The sequence below is a fragment of the Andreprevotia lacus DSM 23236 genome (assembly GCF_900176275.1).
In the GTDB taxonomy this organism is placed as follows: Bacteria; Pseudomonadota; Gammaproteobacteria; order Burkholderiales; family Chitinibacteraceae; genus Andreprevotia; species Andreprevotia lacus.
Genome location: NZ_FWXD01000006.1, coordinates 126,374 through 139,320, shown reverse-complemented (window position 1 = coordinate 139,320; position 12,947 = coordinate 126,374). Strand labels below are relative to the sequence as shown.

13 protein-coding genes are annotated in these 12,947 nt (G+C 60.4%); 6 read left to right on the top strand and 7 right to left on the bottom strand.

All coding sequences use genetic code 11. The features are described 5' to 3' along the window. Positions 1-8: 8 nt before the first annotated feature. Positions 9-1,244 carry a diaminopimelate decarboxylase gene (gene lysA / locus B9A19_RS06725; protein WP_084090072.1) on the bottom strand — a complete coding sequence of 412 codons (1,236 nt, stop codon included), beginning with the start codon at positions 1,242-1,244 and terminating at the stop codon, positions 9-11. A 95-nt stretch (positions 1,245-1,339) separates the two neighbouring features. Further along, positions 1,340-1,684: a winged helix-turn-helix transcriptional regulator gene (locus B9A19_RS06720; RefSeq protein WP_245804294.1), complete on the bottom strand. Its 345-nt coding sequence runs from the start codon at positions 1,682-1,684 to the stop codon at positions 1,340-1,342. A 119-nt stretch (positions 1,685-1,803) separates the two neighbouring features. Between B9A19_RS06720 and B9A19_RS06715 the strand changes: the two genes are divergently transcribed. After that, on the top strand, positions 1,804-2,040 hold the full coding sequence (locus B9A19_RS06715) for a thioredoxin family protein (RefSeq protein ID WP_084090010.1): 237 nt from the start codon (positions 1,804-1,806) through the stop codon (positions 2,038-2,040). A gap of 114 nt (positions 2,041-2,154) precedes the next feature. Continuing rightward, positions 2,155-3,033, top strand: a complete 879-nt coding sequence (locus B9A19_RS06710) for an ArgP/LysG family DNA-binding transcriptional regulator (RefSeq protein WP_176216819.1) — start codon at positions 2,155-2,157, stop codon at positions 3,031-3,033. Between the two features lie 21 nt (positions 3,034-3,054). Here B9A19_RS06710 and B9A19_RS06705 read toward each other — a convergent pair whose 3' ends face one another. From B9A19_RS06705 to mgrA, 3 genes are all read right to left on the bottom strand, one after another. Beyond that, positions 3,055-5,379, bottom strand: coding sequence for a protein kinase domain-containing protein (locus B9A19_RS06705; protein WP_084090008.1), 2,325 nt, complete (start codon positions 5,377-5,379; stop codon positions 3,055-3,057). Between the two features lie 186 nt (positions 5,380-5,565). Further along, entirely contained in the window at positions 5,566-6,939 is a 1,374-nt protein-coding gene (gene cysS / locus B9A19_RS06700; RefSeq protein ID WP_084090007.1) for a cysteine--tRNA ligase, read from the bottom strand. A gap of 130 nt (positions 6,940-7,069) precedes the next feature. Beyond that, positions 7,070-8,113 (bottom strand): L-glyceraldehyde 3-phosphate reductase, encoded by a 1,044-nt coding sequence (mgrA, locus tag B9A19_RS06695; RefSeq protein WP_084090006.1) that lies wholly within the window; start codon positions 8,111-8,113, stop codon positions 7,070-7,072. Here mgrA and B9A19_RS06690 point away from each other — a divergent pair. Continuing rightward, positions 8,112-8,762 (top strand): RDD family protein, encoded by a 651-nt coding sequence (locus B9A19_RS06690; RefSeq protein ID WP_084090005.1) that lies wholly within the window; start codon positions 8,112-8,114, stop codon positions 8,760-8,762. The genes mgrA and B9A19_RS06690 overlap by 2 nt on opposite strands. 58 nt (positions 8,763-8,820) lie before the next feature. On the opposite strand, the gene dcd is transcribed toward B9A19_RS06690, so the two are convergent. Further along, positions 8,821-9,396: a dCTP deaminase gene (gene dcd, locus B9A19_RS06685; RefSeq protein WP_084090071.1), complete on the bottom strand. Its 576-nt coding sequence runs from the start codon at positions 9,394-9,396 to the stop codon at positions 8,821-8,823. Positions 9,397-9,507: 111 nt separating this feature from the next. Between dcd and B9A19_RS06680 the strand changes: the two genes are divergently transcribed. The 3 genes from B9A19_RS06680 (at position 9,508) to B9A19_RS06670 (ending at position 12,522) form a co-directional block, all read left to right on the top strand. Beyond that, on the top strand, positions 9,508-9,966 hold the full coding sequence (locus B9A19_RS06680; RefSeq protein WP_084090004.1) for a peroxiredoxin: 459 nt from the start codon (positions 9,508-9,510) through the stop codon (positions 9,964-9,966). 82 nt (positions 9,967-10,048) lie between these two features. Continuing rightward, entirely contained in the window at positions 10,049-11,452 is a 1,404-nt protein-coding gene (locus B9A19_RS06675) for a PhoH family protein (protein WP_084090003.1), read from the top strand. Positions 11,453-11,745: 293 nt separating this feature from the next. Next, positions 11,746-12,522 carry a ParA family protein gene (locus tag B9A19_RS06670; protein ID WP_176216818.1) on the top strand — a complete coding sequence of 259 codons (777 nt, stop codon included), beginning with the start codon at positions 11,746-11,748 and terminating at the stop codon, positions 12,520-12,522. A gap of 65 nt (positions 12,523-12,587) precedes the next feature. On the opposite strand, the gene B9A19_RS06665 is transcribed toward B9A19_RS06670, so the two are convergent. Further along, positions 12,588-12,947, bottom strand: a complete 360-nt coding sequence (locus B9A19_RS06665) for a cupin domain-containing protein (RefSeq protein WP_084090001.1) — start codon at positions 12,945-12,947, stop codon at positions 12,588-12,590.

The window sequence follows — 12,947 nt, the reverse complement described above, 5'->3', positions numbered from 1 at the left end:
GCAGCAGATCAGACGTTTTCCAGCGCCAGTAATTCGGCCACGGTCTGACGACGGCGGATCAAGCGAGCCTGCTCACCATCTACCAGCACCTCAGGAATCAGCGGACGGGTGTTGTAGTTGCTGCTCATGCTCGCGCCGTAGGCGCCGCCATCGTGGAATACGAGGAAATCACTGACGTCGGCAGCCGGCAGATCGCGCGGAGTGAGCGTGCCACCCTCTTCCTGGGTGAACACGTCGCCCGATTCGCACAGCGGGCCGGCGATCACGGTCGGACGAACGCCAGCCGTCTTGTCGGCACCAGCGGCGTCCAGCACCGACACCTCGTGATAGCTGCCATACATGGCCGGGCGCATCAGGTCGTTGAAACCGGCATCGCACAGCACGAAATGGTTGTTGCCCGCATCCTTGCGTGCACGCACTTCGGCCACCAGCTTGCCCGACTCGGCCACCAGGAAGCGGCCCGGTTCGATCTCCAGCGTTACCGGATGGCCCAGATGCGCTTCGACTTCCTTGCGCGCCTTGTCCCACAGGCTGAAATAGTGCGCGGTATCGATGCGCTCGCCACCAACGCGATACGGAATCGACAAGCCACCACCTGCCGAAATGGCACGGATATCACGACCCGATGCCTTCACTTGCGCCACCATGGAATCGCAGACATTGGCAAGGTGGGTGTAGTCGACACCCGAGCCGATGTGCATGTGCAGGCCGACCAGATCAAGCTTGTATTGATCGATCAGCGCGTAGGCTTCGGCCAGCTGCTCGTGCCAGATACCGTGCTTGCTCGATTCGCCTCCGGTATTGGTCTTCTGGCTGTGGCCGTGACCAAAGCCGGGGTTGATGCGCAGCCATACCGGGTGGCCGGGGCTGACTTCACCCAGCTGTTGCAGCATTTGCGGGCTGCCCGCATTCACCGGCACCTTCAGCTCGGCCACGCGCGCCAGGGTGGCATGGTCGAGCAGATCGGCAGTGAACACGATATCGGCATGCGCACCGCCGGTGGTGTAACCAGCCACCAGTGCGCGCTCGATCTCGCCCAGCGAGACCGAATCCACCTTCACGCCCTGTTCACGCATCAGGCGCAGGATGTGGGTGTTGGAATTGGCTTTCTGCGCAAAGCGGATCACATCGAACTGCTTGAGCTGCGCAATGCGCTCGCGGATGACCGCTGTGTCATACACCCAGCAAGGGGTGCCGTACTGGCGGGCGATGGCGACAAGCTGCGGGCCGTTCACGGGCTTCATGGTTTTATCCTGTGCAATATCCATTCAATGCCCGGCATTTGAACAGAAGGCAGCCCTGCGGTAAAACAATCAATATTGATGCGCCATCAGCGCAGCTAATCAGCCTCGCCTGCCAGCGCCTCATCCAGTGCATGAATCTGGCCGATGATGACCACCAGCCGCGCGCCGGCCGGGGTCAGATGATATTCAGTGCGCGGCGGCACCTCGGGATAGCTGACCTTGTCGATCAGGCCGTAGGCCTCGAGCTTGCGCAAGCGCTCGCTCAAGACCTTGGTGGAGATGCCGTCGATATGGCGCTCCAGCGCGCCCGGCCGGTTGACGCCGGCGGCAATGCCCAGCAGCACCGACACCGACCATTTGCAGCCCACCACGTCTTCCAGCTTCTGATAGTCGGAACGACGTGTGGACGACGAAATTTTCTTTTCCTTGTCCAACGGCAATTTACCCCTTTAAGTGCCTACCCCACCGAAAAGTGCCCGCTGTGCAGCCCCGCCGGGCGGCTCTAGATTGGCGCTGTGCCCACCGCACGGTGCGGCCCAAACCACTCTGGAGACACATCATGAGCAGCAAAGCCATTTTCTACCACGCCGGTTGCCCGGTTTGCCTCGATGCCGAACAGAACGTCGCACTGGCGCTCGACCAGCAGCGCTACAAACTGGAAACCGTGCATCTGGGCACCGACAAATCGCGCCTGACCGATGCAATCAAGGCCGGGGTCAAGTCAGTGCCGGCACTGGTGCTGGACGGCGCGGCCTACCATATCAACTTTGGTGCCTCGATTGACGACCTGAAGTAAACGGGGCTCGCCTGCTGCCGGGGCATGCTCCCGGCAGCGGCATCCGGCACATGCCAGTCGCCCCACCGGCAAGGGCATGGTAAAACAGGAGCATTGTGCCCCGCTATCCTGTCCATGCTTGATTACAAATTGCTTGAGGCGCTGGAAATGGTGGCCGTTGCCGGCAGTTTCGAAGGCGCGGCACGCCGCCTCAACCTCACTCAGTCCGCCGTATCGCAACGCATACGCCAGCTGGAAGAACGCCACGGCTGCGTGCTGCTGGCACGTGATCCGGTGTGCCCCACGGCAGCCGGCGAGCGGCTGCTGGCGCATGTGCGACAGGTGCGCCAGCTGGAGGCCGCCCTGCATGCCGAGCAAGCCAGCAACGATACGCACTGGAGTACGCTACCCATCGGCGTGAATGCCGACAGCCTGGCCGTCGGCCTGATTGCGGCCATCGCACCGGTGCTTGCGCAAGCGCGATTGCTGCTCGATTGCGTGGTCGATGACGAAGCCTATACCCTGGATCTGCTGCGCAGCGGCGCGGTCCTCGGCTGCATTGCCACGCAGTCCCAGCCGGTGGCGGGCTGTGGCGTGATGCCGCTGGGCACGCTCGGTTATCTGCCGGTTGCCACGCCGGAATTTGCTGCCCGATGGTTTGCAGATGGCCTGAGCACGCAGACACTGACCCAAGCCCCGGCCGCCGTATTCGGCCATCGCGACAGTCTGCACCGTCGCTGGTTGCGTGAGCAATTCAGCCTGGCTGAGGGCAGTTACCCTTGTCACACCATCCCTGATTCCAATGCGCTCTTCGCGGCCGCCCTTGCCGGAGCCGCTTATGTGCTGGCCCCTGCGCCGCAAGTACAAGCAGCACTGGCAGGTGGCCAGCTGGGGGTACTCGGCCCAGCCCAGCTCGTGCCGCTGTTCTGGCATCACTGGGCACAGCAAACGCGGGCAGCAGCACAGCTCGCCCATGCAATAGGCGAGTTTGCGCGCATCGCGTTCACGGAATAAAAGAAAGGAGACTGGCGACGCTCAACCGCCAGATTGCTTCTGCCGGATGGCCAGCAAACCCTGATTGCGCAGGGTCTTGAGCAGGTTGAGCTCGTCGTTGCCGATTTTCAGGCTGCCCGCCTTGGCGCGGTCGGCGTAGAACATGCCGATCACGCGCTTGTCGAGCACCAGCGGCAGCACGATGAAAGTCTGCGCCGGCACCAGCCGGCGATACCACACCGGCACGCGCTCGCAGATGCTGTCCGCATCGATGTCCTCGATCAGGATATCGGCATTGCGTTGCAGCGCTACCTGGAATACATCGTTGACCTTGCCGGTTTCGATGGAAAAACCCGGCAGTATCTCGCTGATGTCCGGCCCGAAACCAAAGCGCCCGACCAGCGCATTGCTCTTGGGGTCACGTGTGCACAACAGCACGCGCTCGAAACCCATGCCGCGATACATGGTTTCCAGAATCATGCGCAGCAGGTCGTTAAGCTTGAACGAGGATACAAGCGTGTTGGTGATGTCCTGGATACCCGCAGCAAGCAACGCTGTTGCTTGCGCACTGGCGGCCAGTTCGGTTTCCAGCCGTGCGCCGTCCAGCGTATCGGCCTCGGTCTCTTCACCCGGCGTGGCCGCCTTGCCCATCTTGCGCAGATCACGAATGAAATCACTGCCGCGATGGTCAATACCCAGATCGCTCAGGTGCGACAAAAACAGATCACGCGTCGATTCCAGCATCTCGGCCAGTTGGCGCTCGGACATGCCGCTGGCCGTGCCATAGCGGTCGGCAAGCTTTGCCACCCCCCGATACAGCCCCTTGGGCGGCAGTGACAATAGCGGCAACAGCTCCGCACTGAGGTTGGCATAAAGCTTCAGCCTGTCCATCTGGTTTTGCGGCGACTTCACCACGCCCTCGGGCAAAGCGTGCATGCTGTTGACGATGCGATCCGGAAAACCCCAGTGCCGCGTCACCCCGATGCCCAGCTCGGCATAGTCCAGCCCCAGCACCGCAATGGCCGCCTGCTGTTCGGTCGCGCCCTGCTGCACGCGCCGGTCGATCTGCACGCTTTCTTCGTGGAAGTAGTAGATGGTCAGCAGCTTGCCCAAATGGTTGAACATGCCGCAGATGAGCGTTTCCTCGATGTCGCGCGCACCACTCTTGCGGCCCAGCTCGCGCGCCAGCACGCCGCCGAAAAACGATTGCAGCGTGGCATCGCGCAAGGTTTCGGCCTGGTCCTTGTTGTGCATGTGCTCGAACAGCAGCAAGGTGATGGCCAGATTGCGGATGGTATCGAAGCCCAGGATGACAATGGCACGCGAGATGGTGCTGATAGTGCCGCCAAACTGGCTGTAGGTCGCCGAATTAACAATGCGCAGCAGCTTGTTGGTGAGCGAAAAATCATTCAGCACCACATCCGACAGCACCTGCAACCGCTCGGTATCGCTTTCGTTGATCTGGTTGATGGCGCTGATGGCTTGCGACAGTGCCGGAAAATCCTCGGTATGGCGCATGCGCCGCAGCAGGAAATCGATGGTGCTCTTGCCGGGACTACTGCCATCTTCACTTTTGCCGGACTGCGTGCCCAGCCACTCGCGCAGCGCGGTGGCCATTGCAGCCGCATCGGCGTAGCGCTCTTTCGGATCCTTGAACAGCGCCACCATCACCAGATGGTCGAGCTTTTCATCAATGCCACTCTGGATGCTGGACGGGGGCACGAAGGGTTCGTTGGCCACGCGGTGCAGGATGGCGTAGACCGACTCCCCAGTAGCAGCCATCTTGCCGGTCAGGCATTGATAGAGCGTCATGCCGACGGCGAAAATATCGGCCTGGGTATCCACCGGCAGGTTTTTCAGCATTTCCGGCGCCATATAGCCCACCGTGCCGGCCATCTGGCTGGCGGCCTCGCTGCCGCGTTGTACGGCAATGCCGAAATCGGTGATGCGCGGCCGGTTTTGCGCATCAAGCATGATGTTCTGCGGCTTGATGTCGCGGTGCAATACGCCGTGCTCGTGCGCATAGGACACACCGTCCAGCACGGCGATCATGGTTTCCACCGCCTTCACCGGTGGCATGGCACCATCGCGCTTCAGGCGCTGCGCCAGCGTTTCTCCATCGACGAACTCGAATACCAGCCAGGGCTGGCTTTCGCCCGGGAATGCGTCGTAAAGCGTGACGATATTCGGGTGCTGTAGCCGGCTGGACAGCCGTATCTCGTCGCTGCCCAGCACACCGCTATTCGGTTTGAGTGCCTTGAGCGCAACAGGTCGGTCCAGCTGTAAGTCGTGCCCCAGGTACACCGTACCCTGCGCACCCTGCCCCAGCGTTTTCCTGACTTCGAAACGGTTGTTCAACGTGGTCAATTCTGCGCCTCCATCGACATACTATAGTCGCCCGCACCGCTAATCAGCAGGGCAAGCCTTACTAAATGTACGTGCGGCGGCAATCATGGCGGCAACCCGCCGCCAGCCCGCATGCACCAAGGCGTTGCATACAAAAAAGACCGCAATTTGCGGTCTTTTTCATGGGCCTGCTCAAGCGGGCTGCAGTCAGCTTCTGCGCCAGGTCGTGCCAGCCGCGCTGTCTTCCAGCACGATGCCGGCCGCGGTCAGCTCGTCGCGGATGCGGTCAGATTCGGCAAAGTTTTTGCCTGCACGTGCAGCCTTGCGCGCGGCAATGGCAGCCTCGATGCGTTCAGCAGTCCAGTCACCTTCGTTCACCCCGCCCTGCAGGAAGGCTTCCGGGTCTTTTTCCAGCAGGCCCAGCACGCTGGCCAGCTGCTTGAGCGTGCGGCCCAGCTTGGGGTCGCGCGTCTTGTTCACCTCACCTGCCAGCTCGAACAGGATGGCCACGGCTTCGGACGTACCGAAGTCATCATCCATCGCCGCCTTGAAGCGTGCCGCATGCGGCTCATCCCACTTGATGCCCTGGTCGGGCGCCAGTTCAAGGCCGCGCAAGGCGGTGTACAAGCGCGTCAGCCCCTGGCGGGCCTCATTGAGCAGGCTGTCGGCAAAGTTGACCGGGCTGCGGTAGTGACTGCGCAGGATGAAGAAGCGGATCACCTCGCCCTCGAAGTGCTGCAGCACGTCGCGGATGGTGAAGAAGTTGCCGAGCGACTTGCTCATCTTCTCGCCATCCACCTGGATGAAACCATTGTGCAGCCAGTAGTTCACGTAGGCATGGTCGTGCGCGCCTTCGGACTGGGCGATTTCGTTCTCGTGGTGCGGGAATTGCAGATCCTCGCCACCGCCGTGTATGTCGAAATGGCTGCCCAGATGGTGCTCGCTCATCACCGAGCACTCGATATGCCAGCCCGGGCGCCCCTCGCCCCACGGCGACGGCCAGGACGGCTCGCCCGGCTTGGCCGATTTCCACAGCACGAAGTCGAGCGGATCGCGCTTGTACACGTCCACGCTGACGCGCTCGCCGGCACGCAGATCATCCAGCGACTTGCCCGACAGCTTGCCGTAGCCGGGGAAGGCATGCACGGCGTAATACACGTCGCCATTGTCGGCCGCATAGGCACGGCCCTTGGCAATCAGCTGCTCGATCAGCGTGACCATGCCGCCCACATGCGCAGTGGCGCGAGGCTCGTGCGTAGGCTTGAGCAGGTTGAGCTGCACGAAGTCCGCGTTCATCGCATCGATATAGCGATTGGTCAGCGCATCAATACCCTCGCCATTCTCGGCAGCGCGCTTGATGATCTTGTCGTCGATATCGGTAATGTTGCGCACGAAAGTCACGTCGTAACCCGACTGCAACAGCCAGCGATAGATCACGTCGAATGCCGTCACCATGCGCGCGTGGCCAATGTGACAGAAGTCGTACACCGTCATGCCGCAAACATAGAGACGGATCTTGCCCGGCTCGATGGGTTGGAAAACTTCTTTCTTGCGGGTGAGCGTGTTGTGCAGCGTCAGCATCGGGAATGGATCTCGCGGGATCAGTCGGCAAACAAACCGCCATTCTATCAGAGCGGCCAAGGCAGGATGGGGCCTGCCCAGCAAAAACGGGTGGCACAGGCCACCCGTTCTGCTCCGTTCGATCAGCCCATCAGATGTGCTGGTCGGTGGACGGTTTTTCCCACAGGTTGATGCCGGCTTCGACCGCGTACTGGTCGATTTCATGCAGCTCTTCGGCAGAAAAGTGCAGGTTCTGCAGCGCGGCCACGTTCTCTCGGATTTGCTCGGCGCTGCTGGCGCCGATCAGCGTGGTGGTCACGCTTGGGTTGCGCAACACCCAGGCCAGCGCCATTTGCGCCAGCGTCTGGCCACGGCGTTGTGCAATCTGGTTCAGCGCACGCACGCGGGCAATGTTGTCGTCGTTGAGGTGGCTTTTCTGCAGCGAACCGCCACCTGGCTGGTTGATGCGGGCGCTGGCCGGAATGCCGGCCAGATACTTGTCCGACAGCAGACCCTGCGCCAGCGCGGTAAAGGTGATGCACCCCACGCCCTGCTGTTCCAGCGTACCCAGCAACTCGCCCTCAATCCAGCGATTGAGCATGTTGTAGGACGGCTGGTGAATCAGCAGTGGCACCTTGTATTCGCGCAGCAGCGCGATCATTTCGCGCGTTTTGCCCGGCGAATAGGACGAAATACCCACATACAGCGCCTTGCCCTGCTGCACGGCAGTGGCCAGCGCGCCGGCGGTTTCTTCCAGCGGCGTATCCGGGTCAAAGCGGTGCGAATAGAAAATGTCGACGTAATCGAGGCCCAGCCGCTGCAGGCTCTGATCCAGGCTGGCCAGTACATATTTGCGCGAGCCACCGCCCTGCCCGTACGGCCCCGGCCACATGTCCCAGCCAGCCTTGGTCGAGATGATCAGCTCATCGCGGTAGGGCTTGAAATCAGTAGCAAGGATGCGGCCAAAGTTGGCCTCGGCACTGCCAAACGGTACCCCGTAGTTGTTGGCGAGATCGAAATGGGTAATGCCCAGATCAAACGCGGTGTGCAGCATCTCGCGCTGTCGCGCCAGCGGCACCGTATCGCCAAAGTTGTGCCACATGCCCAGCGAGAGCAGCGGCAGCTGCAGGCCGCTCTTGCCGCAAAAGCGGTACTGCATGGATTCGTAACGATCAGGTGCGGCAACGTAGCTCATGGATACTCCCGGGCAAAATCGGCAAACCGCTACTTTACTCCGGCCGCACGACTTTGCCCTTAGGGTGTTCCCTGCAGATCAGCGGTGCCCTATCATTGTCTTGCCTGTCTTTTTCATCAATCTGACAAATTTATTTACAGGAGACACGATGACCTCGCCCAATCCCTATGCCGCAACGGCAGCCGACCTGAATCAACCGCAACTCGTTGGCGAGCTGGCAACGCTTGGCCAGCGCTTCGGCGCCTCATTCATCGATGGGTTGATTGCCATCGTACTGGCAGTGCCGTTCTGGGCCATGACTGGCTTTTTCGAGGTACTCAGCCATGGTGGGCAGGTCGACTACTTCTTCGCAGTCAAGGGCATGGCTTGGGGGCTAGCCAGTTTTCTACTGGTGCATACTTATTTTTTGCATAAAAACGGCCAGACCATCGGCAAAAAGCTGCTAAAAATCGCTATCGTCACCACGGATGGCGCAAAGCCGTCGCTGCTCACCCTGCTGGTCAAACGTTACTTGCCCGTATTCCTGATCAGGTTGGTGCCCTTTGTCGGCAATCTGCTGGGGCTGGTGGATGTATGTTTCATTTTCCGCGAGGATCGTCGCTGCCTGCACGATTTGATCGCCGGCACCAAAGTCATCAAGAGCGCCTGATCCTGCCGGGCCACAAGAAAGGCCGCAAAAGCGGCCTTTCTTCTCGCTGGCGGAATCATCAGGTTTTGGGCAGTGTCACGCCCACCTGGCCTTGATACTTGCCACCACGGTCGCGGTAGCTGGTTTCACAGACGTCGTCCTCGTCCGCCTCGAAGAACAGCACCTGCGCCACGCCTTCGTTAGCGTAAATTTTGGCCGGAAGCGGCGTGGTGTTGGAAAATTCCAACGTCACATAGCCTTCCCATTCCGGCTCGAACGGCGTCACATTGACGATGATGCCGCAGCGCGCATAGGTGGACTTGCCCAGACACACCGTCAGCGCATTGCGCGGAATGCGGAAGTACTCCACCGTGCGCGCCAGCGCGAACGAGTTGGGCGGAATGATGCAGTAGCCCTTGCCGGAAACATCGACAAAGCTGTTTTCATCGAAGTTCTTCGGGTCGACAATGGTCGAATTGAGGTTGGTGAAAACCTTGAATTCGTCCGCGCAGCGAATGTCGTAGCCGTAGCTGGATGTGCCATAAGAGACAATCTTCTGCTCGTTCACGTAACGCACCTGGCCCGGCTCGAACGGTTCGATCATGCCGTGTTGCTCTGCCATGCGGCGTATCCAGCGGTCGCTCTTGATACTCATCGATGTCACACCAATTTCAAAATTTGCCGCGTATTGTACAAGCACCTTGCCGAGAGCGGCACATTTGCCGAGAATCAAAGCGAAGGCGCACATCTGGAGTAATCGCCCGCAATGCTCAACCAACCCTTCCCGGCAGTTTCGTTGCCGATGACCAGCGGTCAGACCTTTGACCCGCAACAACTGAAAGGCCAGGCTTTCGTTATCTACTTCTACCCCAAGGACAGCACCCCCGGTTGCACCACCGAGGGCAACGACTTCCGCCTCAAGGAAGCCGGATTTGCTGCTGCGGGCGTGAAAATCTTCGGCGTGAGCCGTGACGGCGTGAAATCGCACGAAAACTTCAAGGCCAAGCAATGTTTTCCGTTTGAGCTGATCAGCGACCCGGATGAAACGCTGTGCGAGGCCTTCGGCGTGATGAAGCTGAAGAACATGTATGGCAAGCAGGTACGTGGTATCGAACGCAGCACTTTTGTCGTCGACAAGGAGGGCAAGATCGTCAAGGAGTGGCGCGGCGTAAAGGTGCCGGGCCACGTGGATGAAGTCCTGAGCTTCGTACAGACAATGAAATGAGAAAGCGGCCGCATGGCCGCTTTTTTCATGTCGCGAGCCCGCCTCGCGCACGGATATCCCGCCAACAACCAGGAGTATGCTCATGGCCGCCCGCAAATCCTCCCGCAAGGAAAGCAAGCTGTTTGTGCTGGATACCAATGTATTGATGCACGATCCGACCTCGATTTTCCGCTTCGAGGAACACGATCTCTTCCTGCCGATGATGACGCTGGAAGAGCTCGACAACAACAAGAAGGGCATGACCGAAGTTGCCCGTAATGCACGGCAGACCAGCCGCTTCATCGAAGAACTGATCGCCGGGCGCGAACTGGATCTCTATGAAGGCGTGGCGCTGGAGGCCCCCAGCAAGGGCCAGGCCACTGGTCGTCTGTTCCTGCAGACCGAGGCCATCACCAGCGTACTGCCGTCGCAATTGCCGATGGGCAAGGCCGACAACCAGATCCTGGGCGTGCTGCACCACCTGCAGCAGATGCAGCCCAAGCGCCAGGTCATCCTGGTGTCGAAAGACATCAATATGCGCATCAAGGCGCGTGCCATGGGCCTGTCGGCTGAAGACTACTTCAACGACAAGGTGCTGGAAGACACCGACCTGCTCTACACCGGCATCCGCGAGATCGACCAGGCGTTCTGGGAGCGCAACGGCAAGGACCTGCAAAGCTGGCAGGAAGGCGGCAAGAGCTACTGGCGCGTGAAAGGTCCGGACTGTCCCGACCTGCACCTGAACCAGTTGCTCTATCAGAACGGCGAACCGTTTGCCGCCCGCGTGACCCAGGTCGAGGGCAAGAGCGCCACGTTTGAGAGCCTGAAGGACTACAGCCACAGCAAGAACGCCATCTGGGGCGTGACGGCACGCAACCGCGAGCAGAACTTTGCGCTCAACCTGCTGATGAACCCGGATATCGACTTTGTGTCACTGCTGGGCCAGGCCGGCACCGGCAAGACCTTGCTCACGCTGGCAGCCGGGCTGGTACAAACGCTGGAATCGAAGATCTACACCGAGATCATCATGACCCGCGTGACCGTGCCGGTGGGCGAAGACATCGGCTTCCTGCCCGGCACCGAAGAGGAAAAAATGCAGCCCTGGATGGGCGCGCTGGAAGACAACCTCGACGTGCTCAACCAGACCGATGCCGAGGCTGGAGACTGGGGCCGTGCCGCAACGCGTGACCTGATCCGCTCCAGGATCAAGGTGAAGTCACTCAACTTCATGCGCGGGCGCACCTTCCTCAACAAGTTCCTCATCATCGACGAGGCGCAGAACCTGACCCCCAAGCAGATGAAGACACTGATCACCCGTGCCGGCCCCGGCACCAAGGTGGTGTGCCTCGGCAACATCAGCCAGATCGATACGCCCTACCTCACCGAAGGTTCGTCGGGCCTGACTTTCGTGGTTGATCGCTTCAAGGGCTGGGCGCACGGCGGCCACGTTACCTTGCAGCGCGGCGAGCGCTCTCGCCTGGCCGATCACGCCGCAGAAGTTCTTTGATATCAATATCTTGAATAACATTCCGCATGCATTGCATGCGGAATGTTATCGGCTACCTGATTGACACATCGAACGAATTCCGGGGCACACGCCGGCATCATCTGCCGTCCATCGGGAGCGTCACCTTCGTGCAACAGTCGCTACTGGGATAAAACCCAAACGGGCCACATGGTTAGCGCATTTTTCTCATGCAAGCTCGACGGCCTGTCAGCTGTCGGACGGCGCAAAGCGATACCCGCACCCGCTCGCCTGCTGTACCATCCGGCACGGGAGAACAGGATGGGCACAAGAGCATGACGGTAATTGCGGTATTCAACCAGAAAGGCGGCGTCGGCAAGACCACAGTCACCGCAAACCTGGCGGCCGCAATGGCACAAAATGGCCACGCGCCCTTCGTCATCGATCTGGACCCGCAGGCCCACCTGTCGCACTACTGGGGCTTCAGTCAGCAGGTGCAGAAACCCCGCCACAGTGTGCACGAGTTCTTCCGTGGCGTGCTGCCGCTGTCGGAACTGGCGGTTGCACTCGATAACGGCATCCACTTCGTGCCGTCGCACCTGGAACTCTCCAAGGTCGATGCACAGATCACCCGCCACCGCGATCATATCTGGCGCCTCAAGCTGGGCCTGACTGCCGAGATGCTGGCCGGCTCTACACCCATTCTGATCGACTGCGGCCCCATGCTGGGCGTACTGAGCTTTGCCGCCCTGCTGGCTGCCGACCTGATTCTGGTGCCCGTGGCGCCGGAAACACTGGCCTTGAACGGCGCAGCCATGACCGAGCGCACCCTGCTGGGGCTGGAAAAGCTCGACGAGCGCAAGCAGCGTCGCTATCTGCTCAACCGCCATACGCCGGGCAGCGTGGCGTCCGAAGCCGTGCTCAAGCAGATGCAGCGCCATTTCTACAACGAAGTGCTCAAGACCCGCATACGCTACAGTGAATCGTTCGAGGCAGCCGTAATCGGGCAGAGCAATGTCTTCGACATCGAGCCCAATGGCTCGGCGGCACAGGATTTCGGTTTTCTGCTGGATGAGCTGGTCGAAAACGAGCTGGTAAAACTGCACGGCTGATGGGCCGCTCCGACAAAAAAGCCCACTAACGCGGGCTTTCTCATTGCTGTTTTGATGAGGAGCAGTCAGGCACCCGTGGTTTCCACCACGACGAAATACTTTTCCACGGCCTCAAGCACTTCAAACTGCCCGACAAAGCCAGCAGGGATCACCGCGGCCTCGCCCGGCCCGACCTCCACCACTGCACCGTCTGCGTCATGCAAACGCACGCGACCACGGATCACGCTGAAGAACTCGTGCTTGTTCAGTGCAAACCGGATGCGCCAGCGTCCGGCTTCACAACACCAGATGCCGCTGCTGATGCCGTCACGCGCATAGTGCTCGAAGGTGGTGCGCAGCGGGTTGCCGGCTTCCAGCCTGTCCGAGCGCGGATGGTCGAAAGCAGGTTCGATCTGTTGTTGCGAGAAATGCACGATACCGCTCAC

Bases quoted from the DNA above. Each gene is read 5' to 3' on its own strand.
- lysA (WP_084090072.1), bottom strand. From the start codon at position 1,244: ATGAAGCCCGTGAACGGCCCGCAGCTTGTCGCCATCGCCCGCCAGTAC.
- B9A19_RS06715 (WP_084090010.1), top strand. From the start codon at position 1,804: ATGAGCAGCAAAGCCATTTTCTACCACGCCGGTTGCCCGGTTTGCCTC.
- B9A19_RS06710 (WP_176216819.1), top strand. From the start codon at position 2,155: ATGCTTGATTACAAATTGCTTGAGGCGCTGGAAATGGTGGCCGTTGCC.
- cysS (WP_084090007.1), bottom strand. From the start codon at position 6,939: ATGCTGACGCTGCACAACACGCTCACCCGCAAGAAAGAAGTTTTCCAA.
- B9A19_RS06690 (WP_084090005.1), top strand. From the start codon at position 8,112: ATGGATACTCCCGGGCAAAATCGGCAAACCGCTACTTTACTCCGGCCG.
- mgrA (WP_084090006.1), bottom strand. From the start codon at position 8,113: ATGAGCTACGTTGCCGCACCTGATCGTTACGAATCCATGCAGTACCGC.
- dcd (WP_084090071.1), bottom strand. From the start codon at position 9,396: ATGAGTATCAAGAGCGACCGCTGGATACGCCGCATGGCAGAGCAACAC.
- B9A19_RS06680 (WP_084090004.1), top strand. From the start codon at position 9,508: ATGCTCAACCAACCCTTCCCGGCAGTTTCGTTGCCGATGACCAGCGGT.
- B9A19_RS06675 (WP_084090003.1), top strand. From the start codon at position 10,049: ATGGCCGCCCGCAAATCCTCCCGCAAGGAAAGCAAGCTGTTTGTGCTG.
- B9A19_RS06670 (WP_176216818.1), top strand. From the start codon at position 11,746: ATGACGGTAATTGCGGTATTCAACCAGAAAGGCGGCGTCGGCAAGACC.